This window comes from Streptomyces sp. XD-27 (assembly GCF_030553055.1).
In the GTDB taxonomy this organism is placed as follows: Bacteria; Actinomycetota; Actinomycetes; order Streptomycetales; family Streptomycetaceae; genus Streptomyces.
On the sequence record NZ_CP130713.1, the window covers coordinates 560,704 to 578,635 of the forward strand.

A 17,932-nucleotide genomic window follows, 5' to 3' on the forward strand; every position below is an offset into this window, starting at 1 on the left:
GTCCACCAGCCTCGCGGGCGGCCGCGGTGGGCGTCCAGGACAGGCTCCGCCGGACGAGGGCACGCCCAGTTGCCCCTTCGGGCACGCGCGCGGTGCGTCGTCGGTACGCCGACCAGTGGGCCGGAGCCGCCGACCCGGTGGGCCGGAGCCCGGCGCGCCCTACACCGCGGCGCCGCCGAACTCCCGCAGCGCGCCGTCGACGATCGCCTCCAGCTGGGCGTGGTGGGCTCCGCGCCAGTAGACGCGCTCACAGGCCGTGCACTGGGCGAAGACGTCGTACGTGCGCCGCGTGCCGTGCTCCAGGCGCTCGCGGACCGCGTCCTTGTCGGCCTCCTCCAGCAGCCCGTTGCAGGCGGTGCACCGCGTCCACGGCGCGAGCCGGGGGGCGAAGCGGCCAAGGACGTCCCGCAGTTGCTCGTCGGGCCGCTCGCTGTAGACGTAGGCGCCCGCCCAGAGCTCCCGCCGCCGCAGCAGCCCGCGGTCGCGGGAGAGCAGGACGCGCCGCTCCGCCGCCGACCGGGCCGCGAGCTCCGGATCGCCGATGTCCTCGCTCTCGTACGCCGCGTCCACGCCCAGCAGGCGCAGCCGCCGCGCGAGCGTGCCCAAGTGGACGTCGAGCAGGAAGCGCAGCGGCGCCCCCGGCACCCGCTGCGGACGCTCGACCGGCCGCACCTCGACGCTCTCGCCCGGCCCGGGCACGTGCGAGGCCGGCCGCTCGTGGCCGTCGACGAGCAGTCGGCCGACCTCGGTGAGCGGGACGCCGAGCGACTCGATGACATGGCCGAGGGTGGACGAGCCGTCGGTGACGAGGGCCGTGCGGCCCTCGCGCCGTTCGGGCGCGGCGAGAAGCCGCAGCTCAGGGGCGAAGCTGAGGTGGATCTCCGGTCGGTTCACATGGTCAGCATGCCATCGCGGCGGGCGGTGCGGCCGAGGTTTTCCACAGGGGCGCGGTCACTGGGTGCAGTCACTGGGGTGCGGTCACCGGGGCGCGGTCAGCTGTCACGGTCGCGCACCGACGTGCCGCTGACCGTGACCGCGTGGCGTGCGCCGTCCGGCCAGCGGACCGCGACGGCGAAGGCATCCGGTGCGACGGCGGCGACCGTGACCTCGGGGCATGGCTCCGTGCCCGGAGTGCCGGGGACCCCGGTCAGTCGCGCCACGGCGGCGAACAGGCAGGGCTCCGCGCCCGGCACCGTGCCCGTGAGCATCGGACTCCGGGCGTGCGGCCCGTACGCCGTGGCGCACGCCGCGGACCGCACCGCCTGCGCGTCCGCGCCGAAGCCGTGGACGGAAACCAGTTCCGAGCGCGCCCCGGCCGACGGGTCCGCCGCCCAGCCGCTCTGCCGGACCGGTGTGCCCGGCGCGGCGCCGACGACCAGATGGGCGCGGACCTCGTCGGGGCCGTGCGCCAGCGTGACGGACACGATCCGCACGCCGGGCAGCGCGCCCCCGGCGACCCGCGGGCGGTGCGCGGACGCCGCCCACGCGTCGCCGGTTCCCATCGGCTCGATACGGCCGCGCTCGCTGGGCTCGCCCCCGATGACCAGGCCGAAGTGGTTGTCGGGCGGCGCGCCGGGCAGGGTGGGCCCGGTGCGGGTGGAGTACGCGAGCCGCGCGTACAGCGGGTCGTCGGGCCGGACGCGGTCGCCGGGCTGGTTGTCGCTGCCGTGGTTGTGCAGCCGTACGAGCCCGTCCGCGGCCGTGGACTGGATCAGCCACCCGGGCGCGGGCAGCGGGGTGACCGCGTCCCCGCGCTCGGCCGGAAGCGGTTCCTCCACCGCGGTCCATACGGGGTGGTCCGGCGGCATCAGCAGGCCGAGGAAGCCCTTGCTGGCCCAGTACGGTGACGCCGGGCCGGAGTAGGGCTGCACGACGGGCTCGTACGGCCCGTACCAGCCCAGGTTCAGCAGCCCGTGTGGGGCGGCCGCGCCCCGGTCGAGGAAGTGCCGCAGCACTCCGGAGGCGAGTCGCCGGGTGGTCCCCGGGGCCAGCGGGGTGTGGCCGGTCAGCGCGCCGAGCCAGGGCGCCGCCGCGGTGGCGAACCGGTAGGTGAGGGAGCGACCCTGGTGGACGGGGGCGCCGTCGGCACCGAACAGGAGGGCCGCCGCGCGCAGTTGGCCGGCGAGCCGGGGACCGTAGCGGGCCAGCAGCCGCTGGTCCCCCGCCAGATGCGCGTGCAGCGGGGGGTAGAAGTGCAGCGCCCAGCCGTTGTAGTGGTCGAAGGCCCGGGGGCGCCCGTCGGTGTACCAGCCGTCGCCCCGCCACCACCGCTCGATCCGCTCCAGTCCGCGGTCCACGGCCCGGCGTGCGGCGCCGGTGTCGGTGTCCAGGACGGGCGTCCCGGTCGCATCCAGGGCGGGCGTCCCGGCCGCGCCGGTCTCGGCCTCGGCCTCGGCCTCGGCGAGGAACCCGCCGACGGTCAGCGGGAACAGCCACCAGTTGTTGTCGCACGGCGCGTGGCGCAGTGCGCCGCTCAGCCAGGCGGCGGCGCGCTCGCGCACCCGGTCGTCCAGCCGGTCCCAGAGCCAGGGCCGGGTGAGCCGGAGGCCGAGCGCGACGGACGCGGCCTCCACCATGGCCTGCCCGCGGTCGGTGACGGCCGGCCAGGCCTCGGGGTGCGCGGCGGTCGGCGCGCGGTCGGTCGCGGTCACCGGGTGGGCGGTGCCCGCCGCGAGCCCGTCGGCGTACCGGTCCAGCAGCCCGTGCGGGTCGTCTCCCTGGGCGCCCGCGACCCGGAAGGCCGCCAGCAGGAACGTGCGGGCGTAGCCCTCCAGGCCGTCCGAGCGCGGCCCGGACACACTGGGCCGGGCGCCCGGCAGCAGGATGAGGGCCTGACCGGGCGTGGCGTAGGGGCGCACGGCGGCCAGGAGGCCGTCGGCGACGGCCTCCCAGTGGGCGCGGGTCAGCCCGGTGAACGGGCTGAGCGCGCGGTCCTCGGGGGGCAGCGGGAAGGCGTGGGCCGGGGGCGTGGCGGGAGTCGGAGGCGGAGGGGCCATGCGGAGTTCCTACCCGCGTCCGGTCCCGCGCCCTGGTCTGGTCCCACATCCGGTTTCGCGCCTTGGTCCGGTCTCGCATCCGGTTCCCGCGGCCTTGCCCGATCCCGCCTCCAGCCGGCCCTCGTCCGGTTCCCCCGGGGGAGCCGCCCCGTGGCCCGGCCGCGATATTCCCGGTGCCCTTGCCGACCCCGGCATAGACTCGGTGCGTGGCTTCTGACGAAGGGACCGTACGGGTCGACAGCTGGATCTGGTCCGTACGGCTGACGAAGACGCGGTCGCTGGCCGCGACCGCCTGCCGGGCCGGGCATGTCCGGGTCAATGGGGAACGCGTCAAGCCCGCGCACGGGGTGCGTCCGGGCGACGAGGTGCGGCTGCGGCACGCGGGACGTGAGCGGATCGTCGTCGTCTCCCGCCTCGTCCGCAAGCGGGTCGGCGCCCCCGTCGCCGCCGAGGCTTACGTCGACAAGTCCCCGCCGCCTCCGCCGCGCGAGGAGGTGGCGGTGGTCGCCGTGCGCGACCGCGGGGCGGGCCGCCCGACCAAGCGGGACCGGCGCGACCTCGACCGGCTGCGGGGCCTGGAGGCGTCGCGGGCCGCAGCGGCTGGGGCAGCGGCACGGGACGACCAGGAGGACTGACCGCGAGCACGCCGAGCGGGTCCGCCACGCCGAGCGACCCGTCACGACGAGCGGTCCGCCACGCCGGTGGTCCGTCACGCCGAGTGGTCCGCCACGCCGGTGGTCCGTCACGTCGAGTGGTCCGGCACCGCTCGGCGAGGACACGGCGCCTGCGCTCCTCGGCCGCGAGAGACAATGGGGCCATGTCCCGACGCACCTCCCGCCCACGCTCAGGCCCACGCTCAGGCCCGCGCCCGGCCGCCGACCGCACCCCGGCGGGCTGCCCCTGCGGGCTGCCCGCCGCCTACGCCGACTGCTGCGGCCGGTTCCACAGCGGTCAGGCCCGGGCCGCGACCCCCGAGCAGTTGATGCGCTCCCGTTTCAGCGCGTTCGCCCTGCACGACGAGGCGTATCTGCTCCGCAGCTGGCACCCCGGTACGCGGCCGCCCGGTGTCGACTTCGACCCCGAGCTGCGCTGGCGGCGGCTGGAGATCCTCGGCAGCACGGACGGGGGCGCCTTCCGCAACGAGGGCACGGTCGAGTTCCGCGCCCACTACACCGCGCAGGGCCGGCCGGGTGAGCTGCACGAGAACAGCCGCTTCGTCCGCCTCGACGGAGCCTGGGTCTACGTCGATGGGGACGTCAGCGATGGGGACGTCGGCGATGGCGGCGTCAGCGATGGGGACGCCAGCAGCTGAACCGCCCCGGCCTCAGGGCCGGTTCAGCTCCGGGCGATTCTGCTGAGAGCATGCAGGTGTTCCCAACGGGCCCGCTCGGCAGGCAGAGTCGCCGCCATGAGACTCCTGATCCTGGGTGGTACGGAATTCGTGGGCCGGTCGGTTGCCGAGGCGGCCCTCGCACGGAACTGGGAGGTGACGGTCTTCCATCGCGGCCGCCACGAGCCGCCGAAGGGCGTCACGGCCCTGCACGGCGACCGTACCGGCGAGGACGGGCCGGCCGCCCTCGCCGAGGGCGAGTGGGATGTCGCCGTCGACACCTGGTCGGCCGCCCCACGGGTCGTCCGGGACGCGGCGCGGCTGCTGGCCGACCGCGTCGGCCGGTACGTGTACGTCTCCAGCGGGTCGGTCTACCGGCACCCCGTGCCCGTCGGGCGCGGTGAGGACGCCCCCGTGGTGGACGCCTCGCCCGACGACGGCGACGTCGAGTACGCACAGGCCAAGCGCGGCGCCGAGCTGGCCGTCCTCGACGCCTTCGGGGAGCGCGCGCTGCTGGCGCGCGCGGGGCTGATCCTCGGCCCCGGTGAGAACATCGGGCGGCTGCCGTGGTGGCTGGGGCGGCTGGCGCGCGGCGGTCCGGTGCTCGCGCCCGGCCCGCGCGACCTGGGCATCCAGTACATCGACACACGCGACCTGGCGGCCTGGATCCTGGACGCCGCCGAAAGCGGCCTCGGCGGGGCGTACAACCTGGTCGGCCCGCCGGGGCACACCACGATCGGGGAGCTGCTGGAGGCCTGCGCGCGGGTCACCGGCGGCACGGCCGAACTGCGCTGGGCCGACCCGGAGCGGATCCTGGCGGCCGGGATCGAGCCGTGGTCGCAGCTTCCGGTCTGGCTGCCGCCGGGCGAGCTGTACGACTCGATCTTCCGGCACGACGTGTCCAAGGCGCTGGCTACCGGGCTGCGGTGCCGCCCCGTCGCGGAGACGGTGGCCGACACGTGGGAGTGGCTCCAGGAGCTGGGCGGGGTGGCGCCGCAGCGGCCCGACCGGCCGCCGGTCGGTCTGGACCCGGAGGTGGAGGCCGAGTTCCTGCGGGGCTGAACGGGTCCGCCGGGCGAGTGGGTCGGCACCGTCACCGGGGGGCCGACGGTGGGGCGGCGCCTTGGACGGCGATCCGTACCGGGCCTCCGCCGGGATCCACCCGGACCGTCCAGTCGGCGGACAGCCGCAGCGGCCGGTTCGGGACCGCGATGCGGCAGGGCCGCTCGCGGTGCAGTTCCCGGCCGTCCTGGGCGACGACGAGCAGGGGCCGGGCGTGGAACTCGGTGACGCGCAACGTGAAGTGACGGCCCCTGGGCTGCGGTCCGCTGGGGTCGATGCGGTTCGGTGCCACCCAGCGCAGCGGGGCCGCCGCCTCGACGGGCAGCCAGGCGCCGGGCCAGGGCACACCGGCCAGGTGGCGCAGCACCGCCTCGGCCGTGTCCCGTCCGTCGCCCGCGGCGGCGTCCGCCGGTTCCACGGGGTGCAGCAGGTTGCCCGCGGCGAAGACACCGGGCCGGGAGGTGCGGAACCACGGGTCGACCGCCGGGCCCGCCGTGCCGGGGTCGAGGGCGATCCCACCGGTCCTGGCCAGCTCGTGTTCGGGGACCCAGTCCCCGGTGAAGACGACCGTGTCGCAGCCGACGGTCGTCGTGCGGCCGTCCGCCCGCCGGAGCCTGACGCCGGTCAGCCGGTCGCGGCCGAGCAGTTCGGTGACCGTGGCGCCCGTGAGCAGCGGGATCCGGTGGTGGAGCCGGGCGGCCGCGGCGAACGCCGGGACCGTCTGGTGGCGCGGGAGATCGGTGACCATCGCGACGACGTCGGTACCGGCGCGGCGCAGGGCGAGCACCGCGAAGTAGCTGACGTGTTCGGCGCCGACGACGACGGCGCGGGAGCCCACGGGCTGCCGATAGAGGTTGACGGTCTGTTGCAGCTCGCCCGTGGTGAACACCCCGGCGGGCCGGGTGCCGGGGACCAGGCGGGCGCTGCGCGGGCGTTCACGGGCGCCGGTGGCCAGGACGACGGCCTTGGCGGTGACGCGCTCCGCGCCGCCGGGCCCGGTGAGGTCCAGGGCGAGCGGCCCGGCCCACCCGGTGGCGGTGACCGAGGTGCGCAGGCGGGCGCCGGCGCGGGCCGCCGCGTCGGCCCAGTGGCGGGCGTAGTCGGGGCCGCTGAGCGGGCGGCGCAGGTCGCGCAGGCCGTATCCGGTGTGGTGCGAGTGCCGCGGTGCGCCACCGGCCCACTGTTCGCGCTCCAGCACCTCGACGGTGCCCGCGCCGGCCTCGGCCAGCCGCGCGGCGGTGGCCAGCCCGGCCGGACCCGCGCCGATGACGAGTACGTCGACGGTGCGGGTGCGGCGGGCGTCGTCGGACGCCGTGCCGCGAGCGGCGGCGACACGGGCCGCGGGGCGGGTGTCGGCGGAAGCCGGGCAGGAGTCCTGGGTGGAGATGCAGCCGTCGTCGGCGGAAGCCGTGCGGGGGTGCTCCGCACCCGTCGCGCGAGCGTCGTCGGCGCGGGCCGGGGCGGCGGGTGCCGGATGCACCGGTCCCGCCTGTGGCTGTGCGGTGCGCGGCACCAGCGTGGGGGCAGGCGCGGGGACGGGGCGCGCCCGGACGTCACTCCCCGGGCCGCCTGCTCCGGGCTCTGTCGGTGCGGTACGCGCACGGGTGCCCCCGTCCGCCGTGGAGCCGCTGCCCGCGGCGCTCTCGGCCAGCAGGTCGCGGATCGCCGCCGCGCAGTGGAAGCCCTGGCAGCGGCCGCCCGTCGCGCGGGTGCGGCGGCGTAGTCCGTCGAGGGTCGCGGGCGGTACGGGAGACGCCAGCGCGTCGCGGATCTCGCCGCGGCTCACCCGTTCGCAGTGGCAGACGAGCGTGCCGTACGCCGGGTCGGCGGCGATGAGAGCGGCCCGCTGGTACGGGCGGGGGAACGCCTCGCCGAGGTTCGGTACGCGCGGGGGTGCCGGCTCGCGCGGCTGCCCCAGGGCGAGGCCCGCCTCGGCCAGCAGGCCGGTGACGTGCCGGGCGATGGCCATCGACGCGCTGAGCCCCGTGGAGCGGATGCCGCCGACCGTGACGTACCGCTGGCCGGGGTGGCCGGTGATGCGGTAGTCGCTGTGTTCCGTGGCGGCGCGCAGCCCGGCGTAGACGGCGGTGACGTCCTCGCGGAGCAGGTCCGGCAGGATGCGGGCGGCGCCCGCGCGCAGCGCGGTCAGGCCGTCGACGGTGGAGCCGGTCGCCCGCTTGTCGTCCAGGTCCTCGGCGGTGGGGCCGAGCAGGACGTTGCCGAACACGGTGGGCGTGACGAGCACGCCCTTGCCGAGGGCGGTGGGCACGGGCAGCAGGATGTGCCGGACCAGGTCGCGGGCGGGCTTGTCGAAGACGATCAACTGGCCGCGGCGCGGGGTGACGGTGAAGTCGGCGTGGCCGAGCAGCCGGTCGATCTCGTCGGAGCGCAGGCCCGCGGCGTTGACCAGGTGACGGGCCCGCAGGAGTCCCCGGCTGGTGGCGAGTTCGTGGTGGTCCGCGGCCGCTTCGGTACGGGCGAGAGTACGGGCGGGGGTCCGGACGGACTCGACCCGGCAGTTGAGGTGGAGGTCCGCTCCGGCCTGTACCGCCTCGGTGGCGTAGGCGATGACCGTGGTCCACGGGCAGATGACGCTCTCGCCCGGGATGTCGAGGGCACCGAGCGCGCCGGGCCCCAGCCGGGGTTCGCGGGCGCGCAGTTCGGCCGCGTCCACCAGGCGGGCGTCGTGGTAGCCGTTGCGTTCCGCCTTGGCGGCGAGCCGGGGCAGGGCGGCGAGCTGTTCGTCGTCCCAGGCGACGAGCAGGGCGCCGACGGGTTCGACCGGGATGCCCGTCTCGGCGGCGTACGCGGTGAGCAGCCGGTACCCCTCGCGGACGAGGCGCGCCTCCAGGCTGCCGGGTACGGCGTCGAAACCGGTGTGCAGGATCGCGGTGTTGGCCTTGGAGGTGCCGTCGCCGACGTCGTGGGCGGCCTCGAGGAGGGCGACGCGCAGCGGATGCCGGGCCAGTTCGCGGGCGATGGCGGTACCCACCACCCCGGCGCCGACGACGGCCACGTCGTACACGTCGTCCGGCAGGTCACCGTTGGTCGTCAGGGTCATGGCGGTCCCTCGTTCGGTGGAACGTGCTGGGGTGGGGGGAAGCGTGCCCGGGCCCGGCAGTCACGCCCGGCAGGTACGTGTCTGCCCAGGCCCGGCAGTCACGCCCGGCAAGGTACGTGTCGCTGTCACGCGCGGTGGGCGGGCAGCGCCGCCACCGCCGCGCGGAAGGCCGCCCGGCGCTCCGCGGCCTCGTCCGGGGTGACGCGCGGTTCGTACACGGCGGCCGGCTTCCATTCGGGCAGCGCGTCGGCCAGCGACAGCCGGGGGTCGAGGCCGAGCCGGGCGGCGGTGCCCACGCCCAGCGCGGTGACGTCCGGCAGCGCGGAGACCTCGATCGGTCGTTGCAGCAGGTCCGCCTGGGTCTGCATGAGCAGTGCGGACCGGGTCAGGCCGCCGTCGACGCGCAGGGCGGTCAGCGGGGTCCCGGTGTCGGCGGCGGCCGCGTCGGCGATCTCCACGATCTGGGCGGCGATCCCCTCGCACAGGGCCCGGACGAGGTGCCCGGCGGAGGTGTCGAGGCCGAGTCCGGTCAGCGAGCCCCGCAGGTCGCTGCGCCACCAGGGGGCGGCGAGTCCGGCGAGTGCCGGGACGAAGATGGTGCCGCCGGTGTCCGGCACGGAGCCGCCGACCGGGTCGAGGTCCTCCGCGCCGCGGATGACGCCGAGGTCCACGAGCCAGCGTACGGCGGACGCGGCGGTATAGACCTGGCCGTCGAGGCAGTAGCTGGTGCGTCCGGCGAACCGCCACGCCACGCAGCTGACCAGGCCGGTGGTGCTGCGCCGGGGCCGGTCGCCGGTCTGGGCGAGCAGGAACGCGCCGGTGCCGTAGGTGCACTTGGCTGTGCCGGGTTCGGTCACGTTCTGGGCGAGCAACGCGGCCTGCTGGTCCACCAGGAGGCCGGTGAGGGGGACGGGGGCGCCGAAGGCGCTGGTGGTGCCGAAGTCACCGCCCGCGTCCACGATCTCCGGGAGCCGCTCCCCTTCCAGGCCGAAGACCTCCAAGGCGGGCGGGGACCAGGAGACGTCGTCCAGGTCGAGCAGCTGGGTGCGGCCGGCGGTGGCGGCGTCCGTCACGAACGCCCCGGTCAGCTGGTGGGTCAGCCACACGTCGCTGGTGGTGACCACCCCGTCGCGGGTGAGGTGGCGGCGGATCCAGGCCATCTTCGGGGCCGCGAAGTACGGGTCCAGGGGCAGCCCGGTGAGCTCCCGCAACGTGTCGGCGTGCGGGGCGAGTTCCGCGCACAGCCCTTCCGCCCGCCGGTCCTGCCACACGATCGCGTCGGTCAGCGCGGCGCCGGTCACCGGGTCCCAGGCAAGTACGGTCTCGCCCTGGTTGGCCAGGCCCGCGGCGACCACCGGTTCGCCCGCCTCGGCCAGGGCGCGGCGGCCCGCGTCGAGGACGGAGGAGAGCAGCGCGGCCGGGTCGGCCTCGACGAGCCCGTCCGCTCCGTAGCGGGGCCGTACCGGAGCCGTGCCCGAGCCGATGACTCCGCGTTCCGGGCAGAGCACCAGGGCCTTGGTCCCCGAGGTGCCCTGGTCGACGGCGAGTACGGGACCGGTCATGTCGGGACTCCTTCACTCGGCACGGGCTGTCGGCGGCGCGGGCGTCGCGAAAGTCGCCCGAGTGCCGCCGCCCCGACTCTAGACTGCCGGGCGGAACGCCAACGTCCGGGCGCGGAACGCCAACGTCCGTCCGCCGGAGGGCTTTCCGGATCCAGCCGCGGCACCGTACGAGAGGGGCACACGACAGCGTCACCCGCACGAGAACGTCACCTCCCTGACCGTGTCACCCCCCACGACGCGTCCGCCCTCCGGCACGTCGCCCGCGCGACGCGGGCCGGTCACGCACCCGGACAGGACGCGTCCCGCCGACTCCGAGGACTTATGACCAGCACGACTCCCGCCGGACGCCGCGGCGGCGCCACCGGCTCCGCCCGCCGCTCCCCCACTCGTGCCGCCGCGGCGGCCGCTTGATGCCCGAGGACGGGTTCCGCCCGGTGTACCACCCGGCGGGTTACGACAACGGGCTGCGGATCGCGTTGCAGGACCTGCGCACCGGGCGGTGGGTCGCGATGCGGAACCTGCTGGCCGAGACCGCGGACTGGGCGTCGTGGACCCGGCGGACGCAGGTGCTGGCGACGGCCGCGGCCGGGTCCAACGTGGTGCGCACCTGGCAGGTCGAGGAGCCCGACAGCACCGCCGCGCTGGTGATGCGCGCGAGAGTCGCGGTGGAGCGCACCGTACGCGCCCACCGCGAAGGCCACCGGCACACCCGTGAGCTGCGGCAGGAGGCGTGGGAGGCGTGCCACGCGGCCGCGCGCGGCGCGCCCGCCGACCCGGTGCCGTGGATCTGCCTGCTGGCCCTGGCGCAGCTGGACCACCGGCAGCACCTGGCGGAGCACCGGCTGCGGCCGCCGGAGCCGATGCTGTTCCCGGGTCCGTGGGGGCTGCTGGGCGAGGCGCACCGGCGGGACCCGTTCAACCGGGAGGCGTACCACCGGATGCTGCAGTTCGTGTACGCGCGACGCGACGGCGGGCCGCTCGCGGAGGCGGTCAACTACGCGCAGTGGGTGGCCTCGTGCGCGCCCGTGGGCTCGGCGCTCCAGGCGATGCCGCTGTACGTGCACGTCGAGCGGTTCCGGGAGGGGCACGGCTACAAGCGGGCCCTGGATCTGCACTGGACCACGGAGGAGGCGGTCCGGGACGCGCGGCGGGCGCTGCGGGACTGGTTCGACCACGCCGACCCCGCCGCGTCCTCGCTGCTGGATCTGAACCACCTGGCGCACGCGCTCTGGGGTGCGCTGCGGTTCGCCGACGCGGCCCGGGTGTTCGCGGCGCTCGGCCCCTACTTCACCCCGGCGCCGTGGGCGCACCGGCACCCCGACGGCCCGGACGGCGGCCCCGAGCGGGCCGAGGAGGTCTTCCTGCGCGCCCGGGGCCGCTGTCTGGCCGCCGCGCGCGACCCGGGCCCCGGCCCGGGCCGCGACCCGGATCCCGGGCGCGGACGCGACCCCGGCCCCGCGCCCCACGGCTGAGCGCTCGCACGCGCGCTCTCTCCCCCCCGGCTGTCCCCCTGTCCCCCCACACCCTCTCCCTTCCGGAGGTACGCATATGTCCCGTACGACATGGACGAGTTCGAGCCAATCCGAACAGCGGGACGAGGAGCAGCGGTTACGGGAGCTCGGCTATCAGCCGGTGCTGGCCCGCCGCATGGGCGATTTCGGGAACTTCGCCATCAGCTTCTCCGTCATCTCCGTCCTGTCCGGCTGCATGACGCTGTACGGGTTCGGCATGAAGACCGGCGGCCCGGCGGTGATGCTGTGGGGCTGGCTCGGTGTCGGGCTCTTCGTGCTGTGCGTCGGCATGGCGCTGGCCGAGGTCACCAGCGCGTACCCGACGTCGGGGGCGCTGTACTACATGGCCGACCGGCTCGGCGGCCGGAAGTGGGGCTGGTACACGGGCTGGCTGAACCTGCTCGGACTGCTGGGCGCCATCGCCGGCATCGACTACGGCGCCGCCCTGTTCACGGGCGCGCTGCTGAACCTGGAGTTCGGGTTCGAGCCCACTCCGGAGAAGACCATGGTCATATTCGGCTGCATCCTGCTGCTGCACGCGGTGCTCAACCTGTTCGGCGTACGGCTGGTGAGCGTGCTCAACTCCATCAGCGTCTGGTGGCATCTGGCGGGCGTCGCGGTGATCGTGACCACCCTGGCGGTGGTGCCGGACCAGCACCGCTCGGCGTCGTTCGCGTTCTCCGAGTTCGCCAACGAGACCGGCTGGTCCAACCCGCTGTACGTGGCGGCGATCGGGCTGCTGCTGGCGCAGTACACCTTCTCCGGCTACGACGCCTCCGCGCACCTGTCGGAGGAGACCTCGCGCGCGTCGGTGTCCGCGGCCCGCGGCATAGTGCGCTCGATCTGGGTGTCGTGGCTGGCGGGGTTCGTGCTGCTGGCCGGGCTGACCTTCGCCATCCAGGACTACTCCGGCACGCTGGAGAGCGACACGGGTGTGCCGCCGGCCCAGATCTTCCTCGACGGGCTCGGTACGACCGGCGCCGAGCTGCTGCTGCTCGTGGTGATCGTGGCGCAGCTGTTCTGCGGCAACGCGGAGGTCGCCGCCGCCAGCCGGATGGTGTTCGCGTTCAGCCGGGACGGCGCGCTGCCGGGTTCGGGGCTCTGGCGGCGGGTCAGCTCCCGTACGCAGACCCCGGTCGCGGCGGTGTGGCTGTCGGTGGGCGTGGCCGCGGTGCTCGCGGCGCCGTCCCTGTACTCCGAGACGGCCTACGGGGCGGTGACGGCCATCAACGTCATCGGCATCACCCCGGCCTACGCGATCCCGATCTTCCTGCGGCTGCGCGCCGGGGACCGGTTCCGGCCCGGCCCCTGGCGGCTGGGTCGCTGGAGCCGGCCGGTCGGCTGGGTGGCCGTGTGCTGGGTGGCGGTGGTGACGGTGCTGTTCTGCCTGCCGCAGTCCCGCCCGGTGACGGTCGATTCGATGAACTACGCGGCGGTCGCCCTGGCGGTGGTGCTGCTGCTGGCCACGGCGTGGTGGTACGTCGCCCGCCGGTCGTACGGCACGCCGCAGGGCGCGCCGTCCGCGTACGGGACGGCGCGTGAGCAGAAGGAGATAGCGGAAGGGATCGTGTGAGCGGCTTCACGCCCGCCCGCCGGCCGCCGGTGAAACGGCTTCGGCCCCGGGCGGCATGAGGAACCGTCCCCGCCGTACGGCGGGGACGGACCTCAACCCGCGGCTCCGCAGTTGTTGCAGCTCCAACTGCCGCTCGGTCCCTGGATGACCGGGGCTCCACACTGGGTGCAGTTCACGACGCCCCTCCTTTCTGGCTCTCTCCAAAGAGAGACGCAGTGGAGCCGCCGGAAGCTGCCTCCACGATCGCAACTCGCCGCGACACAGCGCATTGTGAGACGAAATCTCCGGAAAGATACCACCCCTGGACTTGGCTGAAATGCGCACACCCCGGGTGTGGTCACCCTCGTCGCGGTCGGGCTACCTCGTCACGGTCGGGCTCAGCCGGAGCCGGACCTCCATCTCGTGCTCGCCCGAGACGTGCTGCTCGCTGTCGATGCCGAACGCGCTCTCCAGCACGTCGCGCACCCAGCGCAGCTCCGGACCGGTGCCGTACAGGTCGACGGCGATCGGTTCGTCCAGCCCGACCGGGCCCTCGGCGGTCCCGCGGCCGCTCGCCTCCACCACGATGGACCAGACCGTGGGGCCGTGGGCGGCGGCGTCCGGCGGCGAGACGGTGGCCTTCTCGCGCACCCCGGCGTTCGTCGCCGGGAACGCGGCCTTGAGGACGTCGAACACGCGGTACGCGTCGTCCCGGTCCCCGGAGACGCAGACCCCGACGCGCGCCGAACTCAGCTGAGCACTCATTGCTCCCGGGTAACCGCTTCCGAGGCCGTCAAACGCGGCCCGCGGGTGCCGTTAGGGATCGGTCGGCCGGGGAACCCGGAAGCGTCACAGCAGGGAACGGGGAAGAGAACGAGGTGTCCCGTCATGCCCAGGGGATCGAGCCCCAAGCGCGAACGCCAGTACGAACACATCAAGGACAGCGCGAAGCAGCGCGGCGAGAGCGACAAGCGCGCGAAGGAGATCGCCGCCCGGACGGTGAACAAGGAGCGCGCCCGCTCCGGGGAGTCGCGCACCGCGAGCCGTACGTCGATCCAGGACATGTCCTCCTCCCGCCGGGGCGGGCAGCGGTCGGGGCCGTCGGGGCCGAAGGGCCCGACCAAGGACCAGCTCTATGAGGAAGCCAAGAAAAAGAACATCGAGGGCCGGTCCCAGATGAACAAGGAGCAGCTCAAGAACGCCCTGGGGAAGTAGGCCAAGGGCCCCTCAGCCCGCGACCCCCGTCGCGGCGTGCGGGGCTCCCACCGGCTTGGACTCGGGCGACCCCCGTTGCCGCAGGTAGATCGAGAGCACCGCCATGGAGGCGATGGCCAGGAACTCCGACTGCCAGTTCTGCAGCGTACGGCTCCAGAAGTCGGCCGAGCCGAGGTAGCCGCCCCAGTTCGTCGGCGCCTCCAGCCCGCGCAGCCGCCGTTCGTTGAAGGCCGCGACACCGGTGATGGACTGGGCGAACCACGACAGCACGAAGACCCCTCCCATGACCAGGCCGAGGGAGGTGGCGTAGAGGTTCTGCCGGAAGCCGCCGACGCCGGCCCAGCGCGGCGAGTCGGCCGTGGCGTAGCGGCCGATGCGCTGCTCCTCGTCGGATTCGTGCCCCTCCCGCCCCAGGGCCTTGGACTCGGGTGAGCCGCGCTGCACCAGCCAGACGGTCAGATAGAGGTAGAGGTAGAGGTAGAACTGCAGGTACTCCGACTGCCAGTTCTCCATGACGTCGACGGCGAAGTCCGACGAGGCGAGGTAGGCGCCGAAGCCCATCGGCTGCAGCCCGTCGGCGGTGAGCTCGTTGTTGAATTCGGCGTGGCCGGCGACCGCCTGACCGGCCAGAGCGACCAGGAACGCGCTGCCGAAGGCCAGACCGAGCCCGTTCTCCCGCACGAACCCGCGCACGGATGTCATCGCTGGATCGCCCCCAGCACGATGCTGTACGCGAGCCCGGCCGCGATGATCAGCAGGCACAGGGTGAACATCGTCCTCATCGGCGGCCGCCACCCGCCCTTCACGGTGCACTGGTAGGGGCGGCCGGGGCGCGGGACGCACCCCGCCGCGACCACCTTCCAGCCCGCCCGGAAGCGCGAGAGGAACAGGGTGTCCGACGCGAGCACCACACGGGCCTGCCGGCCGTGGACATCGACCTCGCGCACGGCACCCGCGGCGGGCAGCTCCTCCGCCAGGACCGCTTCGCGGCAGCGGGACTCGGCGGACCGCGCCACCTCCTCGCGGGTCTCGGGGGCCAGGGCCGCGCAGGCGGCGGCGCCGTCCGCGGCCAGCAGCGCCCGCTCGAACCCGAGGGCGGCGGCGCGGGCGGCCGAACGCCGCTCGCCCAGGGTCGCGCAGCCGGCGCCGCCGACCAGCACGAGCGCGGCCAGCACGGACGCGGCGGCGACCCGCCGCCGGGGTTCTCGCATGGCATCCCTCCGATGGCTCACCGCCCGAGGCAGCGCCGCGGAGTCAGCCGGATGCGGTGATCTTTCAGGATGGCTACGGTGGAGGTGATGGGTTGATTGTCATGCTTCGTCCCGTTGGAGCGCGGCATTGACACGTGGCCCGTACACAACAGGTGCTTCGGACCGGAGGCACTCTCCGCGGGTCCGGTCGCACCCGGGACCGTCGCCTTGGGTCCCGGTCGCGCACGCTCCCGCTGGTGCTCCGCTCACCACCGATCCTGGAGCTCTCCGACATGAGCGTACGTACACAGGCCAGGCGTCCCTCGGCGCGGCATCCGCACGACGACGCCCCGGACACGGCGGAGATGTTCGAGAAGATCGCCGCGCTTCCGGACGGTCCGGAGAAGAACGCGCTCCGGCAGCAGGTGGTCAGCGCCTGGATGCCCATGGCCGACCGGCTGGCCCGGCAGTTCCGCAACCGCGGCGAGTCCCTGGAGGACCTCCAGCAGATCGCCGCGCTCGGGCTGGTCAAGGCCGTCGCCCGCTACGACCCCGCGCGCGGGAACACCTTCGCGAGCTTCGCCGTCCCCACGGTCGTCGGCGAGGTCAAGCGGCACTTCCGGGACCATATGTGGGGCACGCATGTGCCCCGCCGGGTCCAGGAGCTCCGCAACCAGGTGCGGGTCGCCGAACGGGAGCTGTCGTACTCGCTCGACCAGCGCGGCCCCAGCGTGCAGGAGATCGCCGCCTACGCCCACCTGAGCGACCAGGAGGTGCGGCTCGGCCTGGAGGCGATGAACAGCTACTCGCCGCTCTCCCTGGACGCCGAGCTGCCGGGCACCGAGGACGGCTACTCGCTGACCGAGACACTGGGCGACCTGGAACCGGGCTACGACTGGGTGGTGGACCGCGAGGCGCTCAAGCCCCAGCTGCGCAGCCTCCCCTACCGGGAGCGGCAGATCCTCTACCTCCGCTTCTTCCGCGGCATGTCGCAGAGCCGCATCGCCGAGGAGCTCGGGATCTCGCAGATGCACGTCTCCCGGCTCCTGAGCCGGACCTGTGCCACGCTGCGGGACCGCGTCATGGCCGACCCGGCCTGACGCCGAACCGGCCTCATGAACCTCGACATGGACCTCGACGCCGAACCGGCCTTGTGGACCTCATGCGGCGGCTACCAGCCCGGCATGGCCTCCCACCCGCGGCCGCGACCGCGCAGCGGCGGCGTCGGCGCCCCCGCCCCCTCCCGGAGGCCGGTCAGCAGCTCCGCCAGCGCCTCGCGGGCGCTGTACCGGGGGTGCCAGCCCAGCACCTCGGCGGCGCGGCCGGTGTCCATCACCGGCAGCCGCAGGACCGTGCGCAGCAGGCCCGGTGTGGCGGGGACGGCGTGCAGCCGCCACAGCGCGGACAGGGCCGCGGTCGCGGCGGCGGCAGGCAGCCGCACCACCCGCGCCCGCAGCAGCTCGGCCAGGAGGCGGGCGTCCACGACCGGATCGGCGGCGAGGTTGAACGCCCCGCGTGCGGACCCGGTGACCGCCAGCCGGTAGGCCTCGGCCGCGTCGTCGGCGTGCAGCACCTGGAACCGCAGGCCCGGCAGGTCCGGGACCACCGGCACCAGCCCCGGGCGGACCAGCCGGCCCGGCACCAGCGGCCCGGCGAACAGCCGGCGCTGCTCGGCGGCCGCGGCCCGCTGGAAGATGAAGCCGGGTCGCATGCGCACCACGCGCACGCCGGGGTGGCGCAACTCGAAGGCGTCCAGGACGCGCTCGACGTACGCCTTCTCGCGGGGGTACGCGGCCTCGGGCCAGCCGTGCGTCGGCCAGCTCTCGTCCACCGCCTGGTCCTTGGGGCCGGGCGAGTAGGCCCCGACGGACGAGGCGTACACGAGGGCGGGCACGCCCGCGGCCGCCACGGCGTCGAAGACGGCCAGGCTGCCGGTGACGTTCGTCCGCCAGGTCGTGGCCGGGTCGCGCGCGGGCTGGAACCGCCACGCCAGGTGGACGACCGCGTCCGCCCCCGCGAAGTGCCCGACGAGGTCCGCCTGGTCCGCCCCGATGTCCGCGCTCACCCAAGCGGTCTTCGGCGCGTCCCACAGCGGCTCCCGCCGGGCGATCCCCACGATCGACCCGATCGCGGGATCCTCTCCCAACGAGCGCACCACCGCGGTGCCGACGTTGCCGGTGGCGCCGACGACCACGACGCGCGACGGCCCCGGCTCCTGCGGAGTGCGGCTCGTCATGTCTTCCTCCCTTCGCGGGTGGGCCTACCGGGGTACCCGAGATCCCCAGGGGCAAACCCGGTGGCCCGATCATGTGAACGGCGCCCGCCAAGCACCCCGAAAGAGTGAGTTAGTGCCGGTGTGACCTGGGAACCCGTACTCAGCGGCTGTGACGATCGTGGCCCGTACCCTCTGCCACCGCGGGGCGGAGGGCACGTCGGTGTGGGCGCGGAAGAGG

The 17,932-nt window shown here is 74.8% G+C and carries 14 protein-coding genes and 2 pseudogenes; 7 read left to right on the top strand and 9 right to left on the bottom strand.

Translation table 11 applies throughout. From position 1 onward, the window contains the following. Positions 1–159: 159 nt before the first annotated feature. Both Q3Y56_RS02395 and Q3Y56_RS02400 read right to left on the bottom strand, forming a co-directional pair. The gene (locus tag Q3Y56_RS02395) at positions 160–894 is read right to left on the bottom strand and encodes a Mut7-C RNAse domain-containing protein (RefSeq protein ID WP_304460317.1); all 735 of its coding nucleotides are present in this window, start codon (positions 892–894) and stop codon (positions 160–162) included. A gap of 98 nt (positions 895–992) precedes the next feature. Further along, on the bottom strand, positions 993–2,996 hold the full coding sequence (locus Q3Y56_RS02400) for a DUF2264 domain-containing protein (RefSeq protein ID WP_304460318.1): 2,004 nt from the start codon (positions 2,994–2,996) through the stop codon (positions 993–995). Positions 2,997–3,202: 206 nt separating this feature from the next. On the opposite strand from Q3Y56_RS02400, the gene Q3Y56_RS02405 reads away from it, so the two are divergent. The 3 genes from Q3Y56_RS02405 to Q3Y56_RS02415 all read left to right on the top strand — a co-directional run bounded on the left by Q3Y56_RS02405 (position 3,203) and on the right by Q3Y56_RS02415 (position 5,388). Continuing rightward, positions 3,203–3,631 carry an RNA-binding S4 domain-containing protein gene (locus Q3Y56_RS02405; RefSeq protein ID WP_304460319.1) on the top strand — a complete coding sequence of 143 codons (429 nt, stop codon included), beginning with the start codon at positions 3,203–3,205 and terminating at the stop codon, positions 3,629–3,631. 182 nt (positions 3,632–3,813) lie between these two features. Then, positions 3,814–4,308 carry a YchJ family protein gene (locus Q3Y56_RS02410; protein ID WP_304460320.1) on the top strand — a complete coding sequence of 165 codons (495 nt, stop codon included), beginning with the start codon at positions 3,814–3,816 and terminating at the stop codon, positions 4,306–4,308. Positions 4,309–4,404: 96 nt separating this feature from the next. Further along, a complete protein-coding gene (locus Q3Y56_RS02415) occupies positions 4,405–5,388 on the top strand; it encodes an NAD-dependent epimerase/dehydratase family protein (protein WP_304460321.1) in 984 nt (327 codons plus the stop codon). A 31-nt stretch (positions 5,389–5,419) separates the two neighbouring features. Here Q3Y56_RS02415 and Q3Y56_RS02420 read toward each other — a convergent pair. The 3 genes and pseudogenes from Q3Y56_RS02420 to Q3Y56_RS02430 all read right to left on the bottom strand — a co-directional run. Beyond that, positions 5,420–6,676, bottom strand: a pseudogene (locus tag Q3Y56_RS02420) (NAD(P)/FAD-dependent oxidoreductase); the annotation flags it as partial. A 363-nt stretch (positions 6,677–7,039) separates the two neighbouring features. Continuing rightward, positions 7,040–8,449: pseudogene (locus Q3Y56_RS02425) on the bottom strand (FAD-dependent oxidoreductase); the annotation flags it as partial. A gap of 125 nt (positions 8,450–8,574) precedes the next feature. Continuing rightward, positions 8,575–10,011, bottom strand: a complete 1,437-nt coding sequence (locus Q3Y56_RS02430) for an FGGY family carbohydrate kinase (protein ID WP_304460322.1) — start codon at positions 10,009–10,011, stop codon at positions 8,575–8,577. 410 nt (positions 10,012–10,421) lie between these two features. On the opposite strand from Q3Y56_RS02430, the gene Q3Y56_RS02435 reads away from it, so the two are divergent. Together Q3Y56_RS02435 and Q3Y56_RS02440 are read left to right on the top strand one after the other, a co-directional pair. Further along, positions 10,422–11,483: a hypothetical protein gene (locus Q3Y56_RS02435; RefSeq protein WP_304460323.1), complete on the top strand. Its 1,062-nt coding sequence runs from the start codon at positions 10,422–10,424 to the stop codon at positions 11,481–11,483. Between the two features lie 76 nt (positions 11,484–11,559). Beyond that, a complete protein-coding gene (locus tag Q3Y56_RS02440; RefSeq protein WP_304460324.1) occupies positions 11,560–13,095 on the top strand; it encodes an amino acid permease in 1,536 nt (511 codons plus the stop codon). 357 nt (positions 13,096–13,452) lie between these two features. Here Q3Y56_RS02440 and Q3Y56_RS02445 read toward each other — a convergent pair whose 3' ends face one another. Continuing rightward, positions 13,453–13,839, bottom strand: a complete 387-nt coding sequence (locus Q3Y56_RS02445; protein WP_304460325.1) for a hypothetical protein — start codon at positions 13,837–13,839, stop codon at positions 13,453–13,455. Between the two features lie 123 nt (positions 13,840–13,962). Between Q3Y56_RS02445 and Q3Y56_RS02450 the strand changes: the two genes are divergently transcribed. Then, positions 13,963–14,289: a plasmid stabilization protein gene (locus Q3Y56_RS02450; RefSeq protein WP_304460326.1), complete on the top strand. Its 327-nt coding sequence runs from the start codon at positions 13,963–13,965 to the stop codon at positions 14,287–14,289. A 12-nt stretch (positions 14,290–14,301) separates the two neighbouring features. On the opposite strand, the gene Q3Y56_RS02455 is transcribed toward Q3Y56_RS02450, so the two are convergent. Continuing rightward, the gene (locus Q3Y56_RS02455) at positions 14,302–14,991 is read right to left on the bottom strand and encodes a DUF6766 family protein (RefSeq protein ID WP_304460327.1); all 690 of its coding nucleotides are present in this window, start codon (positions 14,989–14,991) and stop codon (positions 14,302–14,304) included. Next, entirely contained in the window at positions 14,988–15,500 is a 513-nt protein-coding gene (locus Q3Y56_RS02460) for a hypothetical protein (RefSeq protein WP_304460328.1), read from the bottom strand. Before Q3Y56_RS02460 ends, Q3Y56_RS02455 begins: the two co-directional genes overlap by 4 nt. A 272-nt stretch (positions 15,501–15,772) precedes the next feature. On the opposite strand from Q3Y56_RS02460, the gene Q3Y56_RS02465 reads away from it, so the two are divergent. Then, positions 15,773–16,579, top strand: a complete 807-nt coding sequence (locus Q3Y56_RS02465; protein ID WP_304460329.1) for a SigB/SigF/SigG family RNA polymerase sigma factor — start codon at positions 15,773–15,775, stop codon at positions 16,577–16,579. 71 nt (positions 16,580–16,650) lie between these two features. Here Q3Y56_RS02465 and Q3Y56_RS02470 read toward each other — a convergent pair whose 3' ends face one another. Continuing rightward, a complete protein-coding gene (locus Q3Y56_RS02470; protein ID WP_304460330.1) occupies positions 16,651–17,715 on the bottom strand; it encodes an NAD-dependent epimerase/dehydratase family protein in 1,065 nt (354 codons plus the stop codon). Positions 17,716–17,932: the final 217 nt, after the last annotated feature.